This is a genomic window from Pseudomonas sp. 2822-15 (assembly GCF_002742515.1).
GTDB classification, from domain to species: domain Bacteria; phylum Pseudomonadota; class Gammaproteobacteria; order Pseudomonadales; family Pseudomonadaceae; genus Aquipseudomonas; species Aquipseudomonas salomonii.
The window spans coordinates 350,663-370,453 of sequence record NZ_LJRY01000209.1 but is presented as its reverse complement, the minus strand read 5'-3'; the positions used below and the strand labels follow the sequence as shown (position 1 = coordinate 370,453).

Here is a 19,791-nt window from a genome sequence, read left to right as displayed (position 1 = left end):
TCACTTGCTGCTGGCTACGACCGTGTCCGGCTGCCAGCCACCACCCAGGGCTTTGTAGATCGCGACGATGCCGCGATACAAATCCACTTCGGCCTGGGCCTGGGAGTCTTCAGCCGCCAGGCGCTCACGTTGCGCATCGAGCAGCACCAGAAAATCCACGGTGCCTTCGCGATAACGAATTGCGGCGAGGTCAGCGGCAGCGCGACTGGATTCACTCTGACGAATCAGCGAAACCAGGCGCTGCTGGCGTTTGCCGTAATCGCTGAAGGCATTCTCCGATTCTTCCAACGCCAGCAACACTTGCTGCTCATAGGTCGCCAGGGCGCCATCGGCCTCGGCATTCGCACCGCGCAACCGTGCACGCACGCTGCCCAGGTCAAAGGCGGCCCAGGTAATGCTTGGGCCAAGGGACCAGGCATTGGCGGCAGCCGAACCAATCTGCGAACCGCGCCCGGCGGTAAAGCCGAGGAAGCCGCTGAGGCTGACCCGCGGGAACAGGTCGGCCTTGGCCACGCCGATACGCGCGGTGGCGGCGGCCAGTTTGCGTTCGGCACTGAGGATGTCCGGGCGACGTTGCAGCAACTGGCCGGGGTCGCCGATCGGCAAGGCCTTGGCAATCGCCGGCAGGTCTTTAGGGCTCAGGTCCACGCTCAGCTTGTCGGGGCGCTGGCCGAGGAGGGTGGCGATGCGGTTACGCTCGCGCACTTGCTCGGCTTGCAGTTGCGGCACGCTGGCTTCAACGGCCGCCAGGCGTGCGTCGGCGCGTTCCACATCGAGCTGATCGCCAACACCCGCATCACGCAGGCTCACAGTGATGGTGCGCGATTCCTGCTGGTTCTTCAGGTTGTCCAGGGCGATACGTTCACGCAGTTGCGCACCACGCAGTTGACCGTAGGCATCCACCAATTCGGCAATCATGGTGACTTGCAGTTGGTACAGGTCGGCCTCGGCGACCTGTTGGTCAGCGTCGCTGGCCTCCAGGTTGCGGCGGATACGTCCAAACAAGTCGACTTCCCAGGCCATGTCCAGGCCCAGGTCGTAGCGCTCGCTGTTGACACGCTTGGTGGTCTGGCCGGGAATCTGGCCTTTGCCCACATCACTGCTGGCGCGAGAGGTGACGACCGGCATGATGTCGTTGGCGGCGTCATCCCGGATGGCACGTGCCGCCCGCAGACGGGCAAAGGCGACGCGCAAGTCGCGGTTACCGCTCAGCGATTGAGTCACCAACTGGTTGAGGGTCGGGTCCTCGAACTGCTGCCACCAGATGCCTTCGTACTGGGCGTGGTCATAGCTCTTGGTGTCGGCGGCGGCCGTGATATTGGCCGCCTCCAATTTTTCGGTTTTGTAGTCCGGGCCCACGGCGCAGGCGCTCAGCGCCAGTACCAGCAAGCTCGGCAAAAATACTTTCACGCTCATTGCTGTGTCTCCAGCTTCAAGGCCTTGGCCGCTTTGCGTGCTTCGCCGCGCTCCACATAACGACGGATCAGGACGTAGAACACCGGGGTCAGCAACAGACCGAAGAAGGTCACCCCGATCATCCCGGAGAACACCGCCACACCCATGGCATGACGCATCTCGGCACCGGCACCGCTGGACAGCACCAGGGGCACTACACCCATGATGAAGGCGAACGAGGTCATCAGGATCGGCCGCAGACGCAGGCGGCAAGCTTCCAGTACCGCCGCCAGCGGATCGAGCCCCTCGGCTTGCTTATCCTTGGCAAACTCGACGATCAGAATCGCGTTCTTGCACGCCAGGCCCACCAGTACAATCAGGCCGATCTGGGTGAAGATGTTGTTGTCGCCGCCGGAGATAATCACCCCGGTGATGGCCGACAGCAGCGTCATCGGTACGATCAGGATCACCGCCAACGGCAGGCTCCAGCTTTCGTATTGGGCGGCCAGTACCAGGAACGCCAGCAGTACGCAGAGCGGGAACACGAACAGCGCGGTATTGCCCGAGAGGATTTGCTGATAGGTCAGGTCGGTCCACTCGTAGGTCATGCCGTTGGGCAGTTCGTCTTTGAGCAGTTTTTCAATCGCCGCCTGTGCCTGGCCGGAGCTATAGCCCGGTGCGGCGTTGCCGTTGATTTCGGCGGTGATAAAGCCGTTGTAGTGCATCACGCGGTCCGGGCCCGAGGTGTCGCTGACCTTGATAAAGGTCGCCAGCGGGATCATCTCGCCCTTGTTGTTGCGCACTTTCAGCTGGCCGATCTGGTCTTCATCCTGGCGGAACTGTTGCTCAGCCTGCACGTTGACTTGATAGGTACGCCCGAAGCGGTTGAAGTCGTTGGCATACAACGAACCCAGGTAGATCTGCAGGGTGTCGAAGATGTCGCTGATCGCCACGCCGTGGGTCTTGGCCTTTTCGCGGTCAATGGCGGCATCGACCTGTGGCACGTTCACCGTGTAGCTGGTGAACAGGCCGAACAACTCAGGTACGCCACGGCTTTTGGTGATGATGTTCTGCACTTCTTTGTACAGCTCGTCGTAACCCAGGTTGCCACGGTCTTCGACTTGCAGGCGGAACCCGCCGATCGTACCCAGGCCCTGTACCGGCGGCGGCGGGAAGATCGCCATGTAGGCTTCTTCGATGCTGCTGTATTTACCGTTCAGTGCACCGGCAATGGCGCCGGCGGACATGCTCGGGTCTTTACGCTCATCGAACGGCTTCAAGGTAACGAACACGATGCCGTTGTTAGGGCTGTTGGTAAAACCGTTGATTGACAAGCCGGGGAAGGCAATAGCGCTTTCCACGCCGGGTTGTTTCATGGCGATGTCGGACATGCGCTTGATCACATCTTCGGTGCGGTCCAGGCTGGCGGCGTCCGGCAATTGCGCGAAGGCCACCAGGTACTGCTTGTCCTGGGCCGGTACGAAACCGGTCGGCGTGTGGGCAAAGCCCAGCCATGTCAGCACCATCAGGCCGGCGTACAGGAACAGCGCAATGCCACTGCCGCGAATCACCCGGCGCACGGTGCCTACATAACCATGGCTGGCTTTGTCGAAGAAGCGGTTGAACGGTTTGAACAACCAGCCACCCAGGATCTTGTCGAGGAATCTGGAGAAGCCGTCCTTGGGTGCGTTATGACTTTTAAGCAGTACCGCAGCCAGTGCGGGCGACAAGGTCAGCGAGTTGAACGCCGAAATCACCGTCGAGATCGCAATGGTCAAGGCGAACTGCTTATAGAACTGGCCGGTCAGGCCACTGATAAACGCCGCGGGTATGAACACCGCACAGAGTACCAACGCAGTCGCGATGATCGGGCCAGTCACTTCGCTCATGGCCTTTTCAGTGGCCGGGAACGGTTCCAGTCCCAACTCGATATTTCGCTCGACGTTCTCCACCACCACGATGGCGTCGTCCACCACGATACCGATGGCCAGTACCAGGCCGAACAGCGATAGCGCGTTAAGCGAGAAGCCAAACAGGTGCATGACTGCAAAGGTACCGATCAACGATACCGGCACCGCCACCAATGGAATGATCGAGGCGCGCCAGGTTTGCAGGAACAGGATCACCACCAGCACCACCAGGATCAGTGCTTCGAACAAGGTGTGAACCACGGCCTCGATGGAACCGCGTACGAACACGGTCGGGTCGTAGGCAATGCGGTAATCCATGCCTTCCGGGAAGCTCTTTTTCAGCTCCGCCATCTTGGCGCGCACTTCATTGGAGATGTCGATGGCGTTGGAGCCAGGGCGTTGGAAGATCGGAATCGCTACGGCTGGCTGGTTATCGATCAACGAGCGCAGGGCGTATTGACTGGAACCCAACTCCACCCGTGCGATGTCCTTCAGGCGCGTGATTTCGCCGTTAGCGCCAGCACGAATGACGATATTTTCGAACTCTTCCTCAGTAACCAAACGGCCCTGAGTATTGACCGACAGCTGGAAGCTGGTGTCGTTAGGCGCAGGCTGCGCGCCCAGCGCACCGGCCGCTACCTGACGGTTCTGTTCACGAATGGCCGTGACCACATCGGTGGCGGTCAGGTTGCGCGAGGCGGTCTTGTTCGGGTCCAGCCATACACGCAGGGAATAATCGCCCATGCCGAACAGCTGTACATCGCCCACGCCGCCCAGCCGTGCAAGCTCATCCTTGATATTGAGGATGGCGTAGTTGGACAGGTAGAGCATGTTGTAACGCTGATCCGGGGAGGTGATGTGCACCACCATGGTCAGGTCAGGCGACGCCTTGTCCACGGTGATACCGATGCGCGTCACTTCCTCAGGCAATTTCGGCTGAGTCCGCGTCACACGGTTTTGCACCTGTACCTGCGCGTTGTCCAGGTCAGTGCCCAGGGCGAAAGTGATGGTCAGGGTCAGCTTGCCGTCGGCGGTCGACTGCGAGGACATGTACAGCATGTTCTCGACGCCGGTGATGGCTTGCTCCAACGGAGCGGCCACGGTTTCACCGATAACTTTGGGGTTGGCGCCCGGGAAGTTGGCACGTACTACCACGGTGGGCGGCACCACTTCCGGGTATTCGCTGATCGGCAGTTGGAACAGCGAGATCGCACCGGCGATCAAAATCAACAGCGACAGCACCGCTGCGAAGATCGGCCGCGAAATGAAGAACTTGGAAAAATTCATCTTGAGTCGTATCCCTTAACCGCGTGGAGTCGCGACGGCTGCGAGCTTGGGCGCGGCTTTATCCGGCGCCACTTGCTCCAGGTTGCTGGCTTCAAGCGCTTGTCGTTGTTGTGCCAAGGCGGCGAGGGTTTCCTTGCTGGCCATCGGGATCGTTTCCGGAGCAACCGGCGAACCCGGGCGAATGCGCTGCAAGCCCTTCACGACGATGGTGTCGTCCTTGGTCAAACCGCTGCGCACGATGCGCAGGCCTTCGATCTTCGGCCCCAGTTCCACCGAGCGGTAAGCCGGCTTGTCGCCGTCCATCACCAGCACGAACTTCTTGCCAAGGTCGGTGCCAACGGCTTCGTCGTTGATCAGCACGGCGGAGTAGGTGCCGCTGCCGACCAGCTTCAAGCGGGCGTACAGGCCAGGGGTGTATTCGCCCTTGCTGTTATCGAACACGGCGCGACCACGGATGGTGCCGGTGGCCGGGTTGACCTGGTTGTCGACGAAGTTCATCTGGCCCAGGTGCGGGTTGCCGGTTTCATTGGACAGGCCCAGGTACACAGGGGTGGTCGCGCCACGGCGGCCTTCACGGGCCAACTCGGTGTACTTGAGGTACACGCGCTCGTCGGCGTCGAAGTAGGCGTAAACCTTGTCGGTAGAGACCACGCTGGTCAGCGCGGTGGTGTCGGCGGTCACCAGGTTGCCGGCGGTGATTTCCGCACGGCTGACGCGGCCACTGATCGGCGAGGTCACGCGGGTAAAACTCAGGTTCAGCTTGGCCAGGTCCAACTGCGCCTGGATCCCGGCGACAGCGGCGCGGGCTTCCTGGGCGGCGGTGGTGCGCGAGTCGGCCAGTTCGGCGGAGATCGCATTGCTCTGGCGCAGACGCTCGCCACGTTGCGCTTCGTTATCGCTACGGCTGGCGGCGGCTTTGGTTTGTGCCAGTTGGGCTTCGAGGCGGCGCACCTCAGCCTGGAACGGGCGCGGGTCGATCTGGAACAGCAGGTCGCCTTTCTTCACCAGGGCGCCTTCGGTGAAGGCCACCTGGTCGATCTGGCCGGACACGCGCGGACGAATCTGCACGGTTTCCGGGGCTTCCAGGCGACCGGTGAACTCGTCCCACTCGTTGACCGGTTGTTCCAGCACCTTGGCCACACTGATTTTCGCCGGGGGCATGGCGGCCGCTTGATCCGGGGTCTTGCCGCAGGCGCTCATCACCACCACGGCCAAAATCGCCAAGGGGAAGCGCAAGTGTTTGAGTGACTGTTCCATGAGGTGCATCCGCCAATGTATTTGAGATGGGCGGATCATGCGCGGCGAGGTGCTATGTCACGAATCGAATGAAGCAAAGGTAACTATCATTCGGAATGATATAAGCGAGAGATTAGCCCTCTAGAATGGCGGTTTCGTTAGGGAGCTATCAATGGGCTTGATGGCAAAAGTGTATTGCGTGGCCTGCAAGGAACGAGGCTCACAGGCTGCTGTCCGTGTGCGGCAACAGGCTCAACCGTCTGCCGGTGGCGCCAGGTTGCCACGCTGACTGCCAATCAACCCGCCCAAAAAGTACATCACCCCGCCCGCCACGACAAAAACCACCAACATATAAAACATGCTGTACGCCGGCTGCGTCGCCAACACCCACCCACACAACGCCGGCCCCAACGCCGCGCCGACATTACTCAGGTTCTGCGCGGCGTAATACATGCCGCGCAGGTGATTGGGTGCGATGTTGTCGATGAACATGTATTCGGCCGGGAACACGATAATTTCCCCAAGGGTGAAAATCACCATGGACAGCACCCACATCAGCAGCGTGGTCGACAGCGCAAACCCGCCCAGGCCGACGACAAACAGGCTGAGCCCTGCGGCCAGCCAACGGTTCAGGTAACGCGGGGAAATCCGTTTGCCGAGGCTGTATTGCAAGCTGATCACCGTCAGGGCATTGGTGGCCACAATCGTGCTGATGATCCGGTAGGTCTCCTCAGGCGTGGTGGTGACGATCAGGTATTGCGAGAGGTAGGCCGTGAACTGGCCGAACACCACGGCACTGAGCAGTCCGCCGAGGGTAAAGCACACCAGGCGGTAATCGCGCAGCAACAGTGTGCCGACGGCCAGGAACGCTACGGCTGGCTGGTTTGCCTGGGCCGTTTGCAAACGCTTGTCGCCCCATACGCAGTAGACCAACCAGAATCCGGCGCCAAGCCCGGCTGACATTAGAAACGGCAGGCTCGAATCTACGGTGGCCAATCCCGCGCCAAGGAACGGCCCGACGGCATAACCGATATTGGTCAGCGTGTATTTGATCGAAAATGCTTCACTGCGCTGTTCGACGGGAAGCAGGCTGCCAAAGGCGGCTTTAACCGCGATATCGACCACCGCATACGCCAGGTTCACCGCCACCAGGCACAGGTAGAACAGCCAGAGCGCAGGCGCGATAGCGGCGCCGAGAAAGCCCAGGGTGAACGCGCCGCAGAAAGTCAGGATAAGCCGATAACTGCTCATCCGGTCCACCAGAAAGCCCCCATACAGGCTCAGCAGCGAGCCGATGATCAGTGTGCAGCCGATCACCAGGCCGATATCGGCGATGCTCAAGCCAAAGTGGCCTGATAAGTAAATGACCAGGTAGGGCAGGGTGATTGCGCGGGCGAGTGTCAGTATCAGCGAGGCACCCAATAGCAGTTTGAGGGTGGCGGGGTAGTGTTTCAGCGTGGCCAGCATTCGAGCCTCGGGGTCCATTTATCAGAGTGGACGCAGCTTACCTTTGAACCGAGTTCTGATTTAGGATGGTTTTTATCCAGGTACAGGAACTCAATTCATGAATAAGGGCTGTGCATGTTTTCTTCAGAGCGCCTGAAGGGCATTGATGTATTCGTCTGTGTCGCGCAGTACGGCAGCTTTACGGCGACCGCCGGGAAAATGAACCTGACCGCTTCGGCCGTGAGTAAAAGCATTGCGCGCCTGGAAGCCCGCCTGGGTGCCCGACTGTTCCATCGCACCACGCGCAGGTTGTCGCTGACCGATGCCGGCGTGGCCTACCTGCGCACCTGCACCGGCGTATTAGCCGACCTGGAAGAAGCCGAATGGGCACTGCAGGCTGAAAACACCGAACTGCGCGGGCGTGTGCGCATCGACCTGCCCGGCGCCTTTGGCCAGGCGAAGGTGCTGCCGATCCTGCTGCCGTGGTTGAACACTCATCCATTGCTGACCCCGCACATCTCCTTCTCCGATGGCTTTGTCGATCCGCTTAAGGAAGGCGTGGATATCGTCGTGCGCATCGGCGACGTCCCGGCCTGGCCGGAGACGGTAGAGCACCGTTTACTCACGCGCGAGTGGCATGTGCTGTGTGCATCCCCCGCGTATCTCGCCCGCCACGGCATGCCGCAGTCCGAGCGTGACCTCGAGCAGCATCAGTGCATGGCCTACGGCTGGGTCGATGGTCGCGTCAGCCCCTGGCGGCATGCTGGCGAACAAGGCGTGGCGCTGCACATAAACACACAGCCGCAACTGGTGATCGGCCATGGCGACGGGCTCAAGATGGCCGCGCTGGCCGGCTGCGGTATCGCGCAACTGCCGTCCTGGCTGGTTGAGCAACACTTGCAGGACGGGTCGCTGGTGCAAGTCTTGCCGCACTTGGCCAGTGTCGGCATGGGTATCAGCGTGGCCTGGGTCAAAAACCGCTACGCGCTGCCCAAGGTGCGCGCGGTGGTGGAGGTGCTGGTTGCAGGGTTGGGCGCGGCTGAGTGACACTCATTGGTTTTCCGCACCGATTTTTGACAGGATTCGACCATGCCAAACCTCCCGACACCGACTTCCACGGGCGACGATCCTTACCTTTGGCTGGAAGACGTCGACAGCCCACAAGCGCTGGACTGGGTGCGCGCGCAAAACCTCAAGACCCACGCCCGACTCGCCGAATCCGCGTCCTTCAAGGCCATGCAGGCCGACCTGCTGGCGGTGCTCGACTCGGACAGCAATATCCCCTACGTGGAAAAAATCGGCGCCCACTATTACAACTTCTGGGTCGACGCCGTGCACCCTCGCGGCCTGTGGCGGCGGACCACGCTGGCGGAATATCGCAAGGCGCAACCGGCCTGGGAAACCGTGCTGGATATCGACGCATTGAATGCCCTGGAAGGTGAAAATTGGGTCTGGCACGGCGCCGACTGCCTGCACCCTGGCTATCAACGCGCATTGGTCGCACTGTCCCGTGGCGGCGCGGACGCGAGTGTCACGCGCGAATTTGATCTGGTCGAAAAAGCCTGGGTCAAAGACGGCTTCGAGTTGCCCGAATCCAAGGGCGGGCTGGGTTGGATCGACCACGACAACGTGTATGTGTTTACCGACTTCGGTGCAGACAGCATGACCCGCTCGGGTTACCCGCGCATCGTCAAGCAATGGCAGCGCGGTACACCCTTGAGTGCCGCGACGATCGTCTACGAAGGCCGGCACGACGATATGTATATCGCGGCGATGCACGACAGCACACCGGGTTACGAGCGGGATTTCGTCAGCCGCACCCTGGCGTTCTACAACAACGAACTGTACCTGCGCGCCCCGGATGGCACGCTGAGCAAAATCGATGCGCCGAACTCGGCCGACAAGTCGGTGCACAAAGACTGGTTGCTCCTGCAATTGCGTGATGATTGGGCGGTGGGGGATGGCTATGTGGCCGGCTCGTTGCTGGCGATCAACTTTGCACGCTTCATGGACGGCGCGCGGGATTTCGACCTGTTGTTCGTGCCATCGGACAGCACCTCGCTGGCCGGCATGGACTGGACCCGCAACCACTTGGTGCTCAACGTGCTGGAGGACGTCAGAAACCGCCTCAGCGTGCTGACGCCCGGCCCGCAAGGCTGGGCACGCAGCGCACTTGTCGGCGCACCGCCGATGGCGACCGTGGATGTGAGCGCCGTCGACAGCGATGACAGCGACGCGGTGTGGCTGGTCACCCGAGGTTTTCTCACGCCGGTCACGCTGTCACTGGCCGAGCTTGGTGCGCAACCCGAAGTGCTTAAGGCCATGCCGGCGTTCTTCGATGCGAGCCGGCATGTGGTTGAACAGCATTTTGCCGTGTCCAAAGATGGCACCCGTGTGCCGTATTTCCTGGTGCACGAACAGGGCTTGCAGTACAACGCCAACGCGCCGACCTTGCTCTACGGTTATGGCGGCTTTGAAGTCTCGCTGTGCCCGGAATACTCCGGCGGGCTGGGTCGCGCCTGGCTGTCCAAAGGCGGCGTGTATGCCGTGGCGAATATTCGTGGCGGCGGCGAATACGGCCCGCGTTGGCATCAGGCGGCGCTCAAGCACAAGCGTGCGCGCGCCTATGAGGATTTTGCCGCCGTGGCGCAAGACCTGATCAACCGCAACCTCACCTCGCCCCGGCACCTGGCCGTGCAAGGTGGCAGCAATGGCGGCCTGTTGACCGGCAACATGCTCACCCAATACCCCGAGCTGTTCGCAGCCGTGGTCATCCAGGTGCCGTTGCTCGACATGCAGCGCTATCACCATTTGCTGGCAGGCGCCTCGTGGATGGAAGAGTACGGCAACCCGGACGTGCCCGAAGAATGGGCCTACATCCAGACGTTTTCACCCTACCACCTGTTCGACCCGGCCAAGACCTACCCGCCGGTGCTGTTCACCACCTCGACCCGTGATGACCGCGTACACCCGGCCCATGCCCGTAAGCTTGCGGCCAGGATGATCGATGCCGGCCAGGACGTGACGTACTACGAAAACATCGAAGGCGGCCACGGCGGCGCGGCGGATAATGCCCAGAGTGCGTACATGAAAGCGCTGGTCTACGGCTTTTTGTGGGAGCGCTTGAGCGCCGGCCACGGCTGACCGGCGCTGGCCGGTATGATCGGATGCCCCTTGGATAAAAGTGAAGAGTCAGATGCGCACACCCTATGTTTTTATCCTGATGTCGATGCTGTTGGCCGGTTGTGGCTCGTCGGGCGCAACCACTGGAAGCCATGCGTTCGAACGTCAGCCAAATGCGCCGCTGACGTCCAATGCACCGCTGGATCCTTACACCGTTGAGAAGCTCAATGCGATTCTCCAAGAACGTCCAAACTACCGGTCGCTTCCCGCAGGCCAACAGATCGGCCTCATCTCGAAGGCCTTTTTAGGCACGCCCTATGTTGCCAACAAGTTACAGGGCTCACTGGGCACTCCCGAACAACTGGTGGTCGATTTTCGAGGCCTGGATTGCTTTACCTACCTGGATTACGTCGAGGCCCTGCGACAGTCAGCAGCACAACCCGACTTTATGAAAAACCTGTTGCGCACGCGTTATGTTGATGGCGATCTCGATTTTCTCAGCCGTAAGCACTTCTACACCGATTGGGCCTACAGCGGCAGGTATAAACCGGCGCAAGACATCACCGCGCAGCTAAGCGCCCATGCCGTTCGCCGCGAAAAACGCCTCAACCAAAAAGCCGACGGCAGCGCCTACCTGCCCGGCCTGCCGGTGGTCCAGCGTACGGTGACCTACATTCCTGCTGGTTTTATCGATAAGCAGGTCATCAGTCGCCTGCACGAGGGCGATTTTATTGGCATCTATACGCCCTTGGCCGGGCTGGATGTGACCCATGTGGGGTTCTTTATCATGACGAACAAAGGCCCCGTACTGCGCAATGCGTCTTCGCATTCAGGCAGCCAGAAGGTGATGGATTCGCCGTTTCTGGCGTATGTGGCCAATACGCCGGGGATTGTTGTGCTGAGGGCGAAGGAGTAGGTGTCAGGGCGTTGATCCTGCTCTTGGCCGCAGGCGTAACTGCGCCATTTTGAACTTTGCGGCTCAGGATTGTGGCATTATGCCATCCTGCCGGTTTCTATCGTTCAGGGACGACCTCGGCATCTTCGATCAGCAGGTCGTAGAACACATTACAAGGACAGTCATATGAGCCAAGCCGCGAGCGCACATGCATTTGCCTTGCATCTGCCGCAAGCCGTGGAGGGCATCGCCGTTGCCTCCACGAGCCTCGATAATGTATTCAGCGCAAAACGCATTCCGTCCAGCGACGGCGGCGTTATTTTTGGCAACCTGCATTTACCGGAATACCAACGGCCGTATCGGTGGGGAGAAGAGCAACTAACGCAGTTGCTCGATGATTTGCGCGCCTTCTTCAGCACGGATGCACCGGTCCACGACTTCTACCTTGGCAGTATCATCCTGCACCAGCAAGGTGGTAACGCGCGCCAGCGAGGATTGCTGAATATCATCGATGGCCAGCAGCGCATTACCAGCCTGGCGTTGCTTCATTGTCTTCAGAAGGGGGACAGAGGCGCGCCTGAGTTGAAATTCAACTCCCCAGAAAGTTATCGGCGCATCCAGCTCAATCTTCGATGGCTGGAGCAGCAAAAGCTTCCGCAAATAGATTTCACGCGCATTAACGTTACGCTGGTCGTCACGCAGCGAGAAGATGATGCGTACCGCTTCTTCGAAACTCAGAACACTTCCGGTGTGCGTTTGAGCGGCGCGGATATCATCAAGGCTTATCATCTACGCAGCGTTGCTACTGATGCGCAGAATGATTTCGCCCGGACCTGGGAGCGCCTTGGGGATCTCAAACCCCTTGTCGCCACCATCATGAAGGCCCGGCATTGGCAAAGCCTGCGCTGGCGAAACGTTGCCAGTGATCGCGACCCGCTACTCGAGCGCAAGCAAATCGTCACAGAACTCGCCGAGCGAACGCTGGCAAATACGGGCGATATTGCCTATCGGACCTTACGGGTGTATCGCGATGTCGGAGGCAAGGAAGCGCACACCTTCCAGACCGGGTATGCCATGCGCCAGCCTCTGGGTGTCGGGGTTAATGCCATGCGCTACATCGAATACTTCCACGGCCTGCGCCTGGATTTGCTCGACGTGGGTAACGCGCCGCCCAAACACTCGTTTGGCTACTACTACAAACGGTTGTCCCAAGATGCGTGCGGCAGTGTGTTCCTGAGCCGTGCATACGATTGCGCTTTGCTGATGTACGCCAGCCAATTCGGTACTGCCCGACTGCTCGAAGCGAGCCTGTGGATATTCCGTATGGTTTTTTCGCTGCGCCTGATCAAAGAAGTCAGCGTGAGGGAAGATGGCGTCCAGGCGCACATCAGGGAGAATCCACTGATGGACTGGATTACCAGCAGCCATACCCACGAGGAACTGCTGGGGTACTTACGGACCTACACCTACACCACCACCCGGGAAGGGCTTGATAGGCACAGCATCAAGAAGCGCTTCGTAGAATCGGTGTCTGCAACGTTTCACTTGGGCTTGGCCTGGCCGGATATCGCCCAGGTAGCCTCTGGATACGATGTGGCGTTATGTGATGCCATCGAACGAATCAGCCTCGCTGACATTGCCCGCCAAGGAGGCAAATGATGAATGCTCAAGTCCAGTCAAATGTGCAGACTGCCGCCACGCTTTGCCAGCAAGGTATAGCGCTGACCATTCCCTGTTACCAGCGCCCCTATGTATGGCCCAGCGAGGATGTGGAGGTACTGTTGGAACAGATCATCCTGGCGAGCGAACTCGATGCGAACGGTCAACCCGCGCAGGCGCATTACTTCATAGGCACGGTGCTGACCAGCGAAGTCACTTCGCCGACCTCTGATGCATTCATGACCTATGAAATTATCGACGGCCAGCAACGCATGACGACATTGATGGTGTTGGCGCTAGCGTTCTGTGCGCTGATGCCCTCATCGCTACTGCGATCGCTTGTGGTCTTGGGCAATGCGCCGAGACTCACTTTTAATATTCGTGAAGAGGTTCAGTCACGGTTGAGCGCGTGGGCAGGATTGACGGCGGACACACATTCGGACGAAAAGGAGGCTTCGAATCCCTATCTCATACACCTGATTGGTGCTCGAAAGGTCGCATGCGACAGGCTGAAGAGATTGCAGGCAAAAGGGGGGGATCGAGCCCTTGAACGGGTTGCAGACTATTTGTTCAACCAGGTCACCTGGGTCAACAATGTCATGCCCATGGGCATGGACCTGAACAAACTGTTTGCGACGCTGAACACCAGTGGCGTGCAGCTTGAACAGACCGATATCCTCAAAGCCCGCCTGATGAAATGTATCAAGCAGAACCGTGCCACGTATGAAGGCATTTGGCAGGCATGCGAAGATATGGGGAATTACTTCGAGAAGAACCTGCGTGATGTCTTCGCGGGTGCCCATTGGGGTGGCTTGAAATTCAACGACCTCACTGATCACTCCTTCGAGCACTTTTCCCTGGATCGCCCCGCAGCCGGTTACGCGAAAGGCCGCACGATCAGCGAAATAATGTCAATGAGAGTGACTGAGGACGCCACGATTGAGGCGCTTGGGGAGAAAGATGAGGCGCGTTATCAGTCGATCGCAAGCTTCGGTTTGCTGCTCATGCATGCTTTTCGAATCTACCGATACGCTCAGAACTGGCGTGACATCGGCTCGCGGCTCAACGACAGTAACCTCAATGACTGTTTCTTCCAGTTCGCCGAAAACGCTACTGCAGCGCAAGCCAAAGGGTTTATGGAATGCCTCTGGAACGTAAGGTTTCAGTTCGACCGCTGGGTCGTCAAGTGGGTGCGCCTGGGCGAGGAGGATGAACGAACCCTGCGCTTGAGTTCCATCAACAATCGAAGCAAAGGCAATGGCCCTGATTGGCGCTCCATCACTCAGGAGACTGGCGATCTTAGCCAGCTACAGAGCATGCGCTACCTTACTGGCGAGCGCAGTGCCCAGTATTGGTTAACGCCCTTTCTTGGCAGGCTGGTCAATTCGCCAGGCATGGCGGAGCATGAGGTGCTGGCGCTGCTCGAACATATCGATAACCAACTCTCGCTTACGGCAATGACGCAGAAGGAGGCGAGTTATCGGCTCTTGTACAGTGACAACGCTGAACCTGAACCCATCGCCACGAAAATCGCTTACCTCAAGGAAGCTCACGGCACCAGCTTTGAACACTACTGGTTCCAGAAACTGGAATACATTCTTTGGCGTGAACGTCGCACGTCCAACTGGTTGGATCCTGACAAGCTGCAGCTATACAGGATTACTTCGAAGAATTCAGTCGAACATGTGCACCCTCAAAATGAAGAGTTCGGCAGGACATTATCAGACGATCTACTCCACGGATTTGGTAATTTGGTATTGCTCAGCCCGGGTGAGAACTCCTCTTATAGCAACCTGGCGGTCATCAAAAAACAAGCAGCATTTCGCACCAAACCCAAGTACGACTCGTTGAAACTGGCTCATATGTTTCATGTACTGGGCAAAGGCGACGACTGGGGGCAGCATCAGATTAATGAACATGCGCAAGTGATGCTCTCACTCCTTGAGACGCACTACGACGCCTAAGCAGTTGCCTGTCAGAGGCGGGCTATAAAAACCAGACGGGCCGCGACAGATTCAGTGACGCTCGTAACGATCCACTTCAAGTCAAAGGAAGGAACATAGTATGGCCGGTGCTTCGCATTTTGCACGTGCTGTTGAAGCGTATTACACGTGCGACCAGAATATTATTGAATTCTATTCAAATCTTTATAATGAAATGCATGAAAATAAACTGCTGGATGAAAACTTTATCTCGCAAATGAGTGACGCGGACAAGACCATGCAGCGGCTGTCGGAGCTGGTTGTTCTTAAATATTGCACCCAGCGTATCAAGGGTATTTCCAGCGAGAAAAAAGGTCCTGATATTACGTTTAGCTTTGAAAGTAAAAGAATAAATATTGAAGTGATAACACCCATTCAGGTGGTGCAGAAAAAAACTCAGTACGCCCAATACTTCTTTCCTCACCGACCGGAAGACCCCGCGCCAGGAAGCTCAGTAGACGCCTACACCCCCGAAATGGACAGCTTGCATGCAAGAATAACGTCGGCGCTTAAAGAAAAAGCAGGAAAGTATGAGGCTTACCTCAACAATGAAACCACCCAGTCCGACGATATAAATATCATCTGTATTAATGTTGGATTTATTCAGGGAAATGAACTTATTGACTATGCCTATTTAAAAAATCTTTTCACCCGGCAGGCGACGATCTATATAGATATTGACGAGCAGAAAAAAATCTCACCAAAAATCGTGGATATCGACTTTCAGGTCACCAAGGAAAACAGCACAATCCTCACCACAAGCTATTTCGATAACTCAGCGTACGCGCACATTGACGGTGCTTGGATTATCAGTTGCAACGAGAAAAACTTCGATAGCCTGGCGCAAGTATCTCACCCCGCTAACATGGACAGGAACGTGATGCATCAAAATATGAACTCTAGAATCCCGTCTTCTCTGCTGTCAGCTTTACACATAAATAGCCCGCAGCAAGAGGAGAGTTTTGTTCAGCATATCAGGGCGCATGGTCAACTCCCAAACGCCTAGCAGCGAGCCCCCGATGGTGAGGGTTGGGGGCGGAGTAGGGCAAGCGAACGAATACCCTGGATGCTAGTGGGTTATCAACCGCTACTGAGCCACTGTCCCGCCAGGGACGCGACGTTTACAGTGAACTTCGCTTCGGTATGAGCTAACTTTCATACACGTGCTTTTGCGAAAACTCGCTGGATACCGCCCCTATGAGAGATCTGCCGCCCACCGCGACCTTGCGCGCTTTTGAAGTTGCGACCCGCCACCCGACGTTTACAGCCGCTGCACAGGAGTTGCATGTGACTCAAAGCGCGGTCAGTCACCAGCTCAAGCACCTGGAGGCGCTTTGGGGCGTGCCGTTGTTTGAGCGTGGCAAGGCGTTACGCCTCACGGCAGCGGGGGCTACGCTGGCGCCCATCGTGCGGGAGTTTTTCATCAGTCTGGAGGCGACGTTGGGTGACTTGCGCGAGCAAAAGGGCAGGGTGCGACTCAGCGTCAGCACCACCTATTCCTTCGCGCTCAAATGGTTGCTGCCACGCTTGCCACGTCTGGCTCGTCAGCACCCCGAGCTGTTGGTCTCGCTGGACACCACGGATAAAATTATCCACTTCTCGCACGGCCAGGCGGATGTTGCGATCAGGCTCGGCAAGGGCAATTACCCAGGTCTGCATTCGGAGTTCCTGTTTGGGGAGCAGGTATTTCCTGTGGCCAGCCCCGAACTGCTGCGACGCGTGGGGACGCCGCAGAGCCCCGCAGACTTGTTGCACTTCCCGCTGCTGACGCGTGATGGCGCTGAGTTGGTGCCAAAGTGGGAGGCGTGGTTTCAAACCGTCGGCCTGGCCTATTTGCCGCTCAAGGAGAGCGTCAGGTTTGGCGATACCAACATGACGGTCGAGGCCGCCTTGCTCGGCCAGGGCGTTGCATTGGTGCGCAGCGGGCATGTCGAGAATGAAATCAGCGATGGCCGTTTGGTGCGGCTGTTCGACATACCGCTGCCATCGCCGCTGGCTTACTACTTCGTCTGCCCCAAGGGCATCGAATCGCAGCCGCACATCGCCAGCTTTCGCCAATGGCTGGTCAGCGAGGCGCTGAAAGTACAGGCGTAGACCCATGAATTATGAGCATCTGCTCATGGCGCAATGAGGAGACTTCGCTTTAGCCCCGGCGCCGCATTGTCTAAAGTGGCGCATGCCTATTCATCTCGTGTTCCTTGTGCTGTTCGCCGCGCTCCTGCATGCGAGTTGGAACGCGCTGCTGCGTAGCGGCGCCGATCGGCTGTGGTCGATGACGGTGATGTGCGTCGCCATCGCCATTACCAGTGTGGTTGCTGCGACATTCATGGCGCCCCCGGCGATTGAAAGCTGGGGCTACGCGGTGGTCTCGGGGTTGCTGCATGTGGGCTACAACCTGTTTCTGGTGCGCAGTTACCGGGTCGGCGATCTGGGGCAGGTCTATCCGATCTCACGTGGATCGTCGCCGGTGCTGATCACCTTCGGTGCCGCCGTGTTCGCCGGAGAGAGCATCACCCCTGGCGAGCTCGTCGGTATTGCGCTGGTGTCGGGCGGGATTATTTCGTTGGCCTTCAGAGGGCGCAGTCTGTCGGTTCCCAGCTTGCCCTATGCGCTGGGAACGGGCGGCTTTATCGCGGCCTACAGCGTGGTCGACGGCATCGGTGCGAGGCTCTCCGGTGCGCCGCTTGCCTACACGGTATGGATGTGCGCCCTGTGGGGCGTGCTGATGCCGGTGGTCTACATCGGCCTGCGCGACAGCCGCAGCTTGTTCTGCGTCCGGCCCGGAACAGTGACCGCGCTGGTCGGCGGCCTGGTCTCATTGCTCGCGTATGGAATGATCATCTACGCCATGAACGAAGCACCCCTGGGCGCGGTATCGGCACTGCGCGAAACCAGCGTGCTGTTCGCGGCGTTGATCGGCTATGCGTTTCTCGGCGAGACGCTCACTGCACGCCGGATACTGGCGTGCGTGGTGATCGCCGGCGGTACTCTCATCATCGGCTGATGCAGCCAACAGCTCAGGAGCTATGTTCAATGGTCAATGTCTCGCAGGCCCCGCTGATTCTAATCACGGGTGGCAGTCGTGGAGTGGGGGCCGCCACCGCCCGGCTGGCCGCCGAAAGGGGTTATGACGTGGCTATCAGCTACGTTGCCAACGAATCCGCAGCGCTGGCCGTGGCTGCGGATGTAGAAGCGTTGGGGCGCCGGGCGTTGGCGATGCGGGCCGACAGTGCGGACCCGCAACAGGTGGCCGATTTGTTCGCGGCCATCGACCGCAGGTTCGGACGTATCGACGTGCTGGTCAATAACGCCGGGATGCTGGGGCTTCAGTCTCGCCTGGAAGACCTTGGTTTGGAGCGGATGCAGCGCATCTTTGCGGTCAATGCCATTGGGCCAATACTCTGTGCCCAGCAGGCGGTGAAACGCATGGCTTACCGCCACAACGGCCCGGGCGGTGTGGTGATCAATGTCTCTTCGGCCTCGGCGCGCCTCGGCAGCCCCAATGAGTACGTCGACTATGCGGCGTCAAAGGGCGCGTTGGAGACGTTCACCATTGGGTTTGCAAAGGAGGTGGCGCGCGAAGGCATACGCGTCAACTGTATTCGCCCCGGGCATATCTATACCGACATGCACGCCAGTGGCGGTGAGCCGGGGCGGGTCGACCGGGTCAAGGATTCGATCCCCATGGGGCGCGGTGGTCAGCCCGAGGAGGTGGCTCGTGCGATTCTATGGCTGGCGAGCGCGGAGGCATCCTTCGTTACCGGTACATTCCTCGACGTGACGGGCGGTAAATGAGCCGACGCCACGGATCATCGGCTGCTTACGCTCGGTTCAAGTCAGCGCGGGCTGCCTGACCTTGCGACTCAATCCCGGTGTCTGCCCCGTAATGCGCTTGAATGCACGACTGAAGGCGGCCTGGGAGGTATAGCCCAAGCGCTGCGCCACCTCTTCAATCGGCAGCCTTTCGAGGGTCAGCCACTGGCGTGCAAGGCGTATTCGCAGTTCGGTGACATAGCGCAGCGGGGTCATGCCGATAGTCACTTGAAAGCGCTCGGCGAACACCGAGCGCGAGGTATTACAGTGCTCGGCCAACTGCGCAACGGTCCATTCGCGACCCGGTTGTTGGTGGAGCGCAAGCAGCGCACCGGCCAGGCGTGGATCGCGCAAGGCGGCGACCAGCCCAGAGGCGTTGCCGCAGGCGCACTCCACCCAGCCGCGAACGACCATGGCCGCCACCACGTCGGCCAGTCGCGCGAGGATACCAGCGAAGCCGACACGGGCGGCGCTGACCTCGCGTTCCATGGTGGTAAGGATCGGCACCAGTCCGGGGTAACGCTGGCCACCGGCATCAATCAGCATCAGGCCCGGCATCAGCCGACCAAGCCCATGGATGCTGCCCAGTTCAAACTCCATGCAGCCACTGAACACAATAGTGCTTGGGGTGGGGCTGCCATCGGTCCCGGTATCCACCGCGCTGACGGTGTCGCCCAGAGGGGCGCCGTCTAAACGGTCGATGTCTTGAACCGGCACGTCCGTATGGGAAAACAGTTGATGGGCCGCGCCATGGGAAATAAACACGGCGTTGCCGGCAGACAGCGCGTAAGTGGTGCCGTCCTCCATTTTCAACACTGCAGTGCCGACGGCCATGAAATGGAACCAGGCGTGCCCGGGTTTTTCCGCGAAGCCCAAACCAAAGGTCGGGCCCGTTTGGATACGCCGGTATTCGACCCCACGCAGGCGCATGCCGCGTAACAGCTCGTTGATGAGATCTGAGGAAAGCGCAAACTGATCTGTAGGCATCGTTCAGGTGTTTTGATCAAAAAGTAGAGACTTAAGATCATAGATCATCCGGATTCCC

The 19,791-nt window shown here is 59.0% G+C and carries 14 protein-coding genes; 9 read left to right on the top strand and 5 right to left on the bottom strand.

Annotation, left to right across the window (positions count from 1 at the left end; translation table 11 throughout):
• The 4 genes from AOA59_RS23810 to AOA59_RS23795 form a co-directional block, all read right to left on the bottom strand.
• Positions 1-1,416 (bottom strand): efflux transporter outer membrane subunit, encoded by a 1,416-nt coding sequence (locus AOA59_RS23810; protein WP_099489278.1) that lies wholly within the window; start codon positions 1,414-1,416, stop codon positions 1-3.
• Positions 1,413-4,592: an efflux RND transporter permease subunit gene (locus AOA59_RS23805; protein ID WP_065930180.1), complete on the bottom strand. Its 3,180-nt coding sequence runs from the start codon at positions 4,590-4,592 to the stop codon at positions 1,413-1,415. The genes AOA59_RS23810 and AOA59_RS23805 overlap by 4 nt, the downstream gene beginning before the upstream one ends.
• Positions 4,593-4,607: 15 nt before the next feature.
• Positions 4,608-5,849, bottom strand: a complete 1,242-nt coding sequence (gene mexE, locus AOA59_RS23800; RefSeq protein ID WP_065930203.1) for a multidrug efflux RND transporter periplasmic adaptor subunit MexE — start codon at positions 5,847-5,849, stop codon at positions 4,608-4,610.
• Positions 5,850-6,080: 231 nt separating this feature from the next.
• Entirely contained in the window at positions 6,081-7,295 is a 1,215-nt protein-coding gene (locus AOA59_RS23795) for an MFS transporter (RefSeq protein WP_099489277.1), read from the bottom strand.
• Between the two features lie 114 nt (positions 7,296-7,409).
• Here AOA59_RS23795 and AOA59_RS23790 point away from each other — a divergent pair, with 114 nt between their 5' ends.
• The 9 genes from AOA59_RS23790 to AOA59_RS23750 all read left to right on the top strand — a co-directional run bounded on the left by AOA59_RS23790 (position 7,410) and on the right by AOA59_RS23750 (position 18,728).
• On the top strand, positions 7,410-8,321 hold the full coding sequence (locus tag AOA59_RS23790; RefSeq protein WP_099489276.1) for a LysR family transcriptional regulator: 912 nt from the start codon (positions 7,410-7,412) through the stop codon (positions 8,319-8,321).
• Between the two features lie 42 nt (positions 8,322-8,363).
• Positions 8,364-10,418 (top strand): prolyl oligopeptidase family protein, encoded by a 2,055-nt coding sequence (locus tag AOA59_RS23785; protein ID WP_099489275.1) that lies wholly within the window; start codon positions 8,364-8,366, stop codon positions 10,416-10,418.
• A 52-nt stretch (positions 10,419-10,470) separates the two neighbouring features.
• On the top strand, positions 10,471-11,313 hold the full coding sequence (locus tag AOA59_RS23780; RefSeq protein WP_099489274.1) for a DUF1460 domain-containing protein: 843 nt from the start codon (positions 10,471-10,473) through the stop codon (positions 11,311-11,313).
• Between the two features lie 165 nt (positions 11,314-11,478).
• Complete coding sequence (locus AOA59_RS23775) at positions 11,479-12,951, top strand: DUF262 domain-containing protein (protein WP_099489273.1); 1,473 nt, start codon at positions 11,479-11,481, stop codon at positions 12,949-12,951.
• Positions 12,951-14,915, top strand: coding sequence for a DUF262 domain-containing protein (locus tag AOA59_RS23770; RefSeq protein ID WP_158235262.1), 1,965 nt, complete (start codon positions 12,951-12,953; stop codon positions 14,913-14,915). Before AOA59_RS23775 ends, AOA59_RS23770 begins: the two co-directional genes overlap by 1 nt.
• Positions 14,916-15,015: 100 nt before the next feature.
• Positions 15,016-15,939: a hypothetical protein gene (locus AOA59_RS23765; protein WP_099489271.1), complete on the top strand. Its 924-nt coding sequence runs from the start codon at positions 15,016-15,018 to the stop codon at positions 15,937-15,939.
• Positions 15,940-16,130: 191 nt separating this feature from the next.
• Entirely contained in the window at positions 16,131-17,027 is an 897-nt protein-coding gene (gene gcvA, locus AOA59_RS23760; RefSeq protein WP_065930172.1) for a transcriptional regulator GcvA, read from the top strand.
• Between the two features lie 82 nt (positions 17,028-17,109).
• Entirely contained in the window at positions 17,110-17,937 is an 828-nt protein-coding gene (locus AOA59_RS23755) for a DMT family transporter (protein ID WP_065930171.1), read from the top strand.
• A gap of 29 nt (positions 17,938-17,966) precedes the next feature.
• Complete coding sequence (locus tag AOA59_RS23750; RefSeq protein ID WP_099489270.1) at positions 17,967-18,728, top strand: SDR family oxidoreductase; 762 nt, start codon at positions 17,967-17,969, stop codon at positions 18,726-18,728.
• 36 nt (positions 18,729-18,764) lie between these two features.
• Here AOA59_RS23750 and AOA59_RS23745 read toward each other — a convergent pair whose 3' ends face one another.
• The gene (locus tag AOA59_RS23745) at positions 18,765-19,733 is read right to left on the bottom strand and encodes an AraC family transcriptional regulator (RefSeq protein WP_099489269.1); all 969 of its coding nucleotides are present in this window, start codon (positions 19,731-19,733) and stop codon (positions 18,765-18,767) included.
• Positions 19,734-19,791 lie beyond the last annotated feature (58 nt).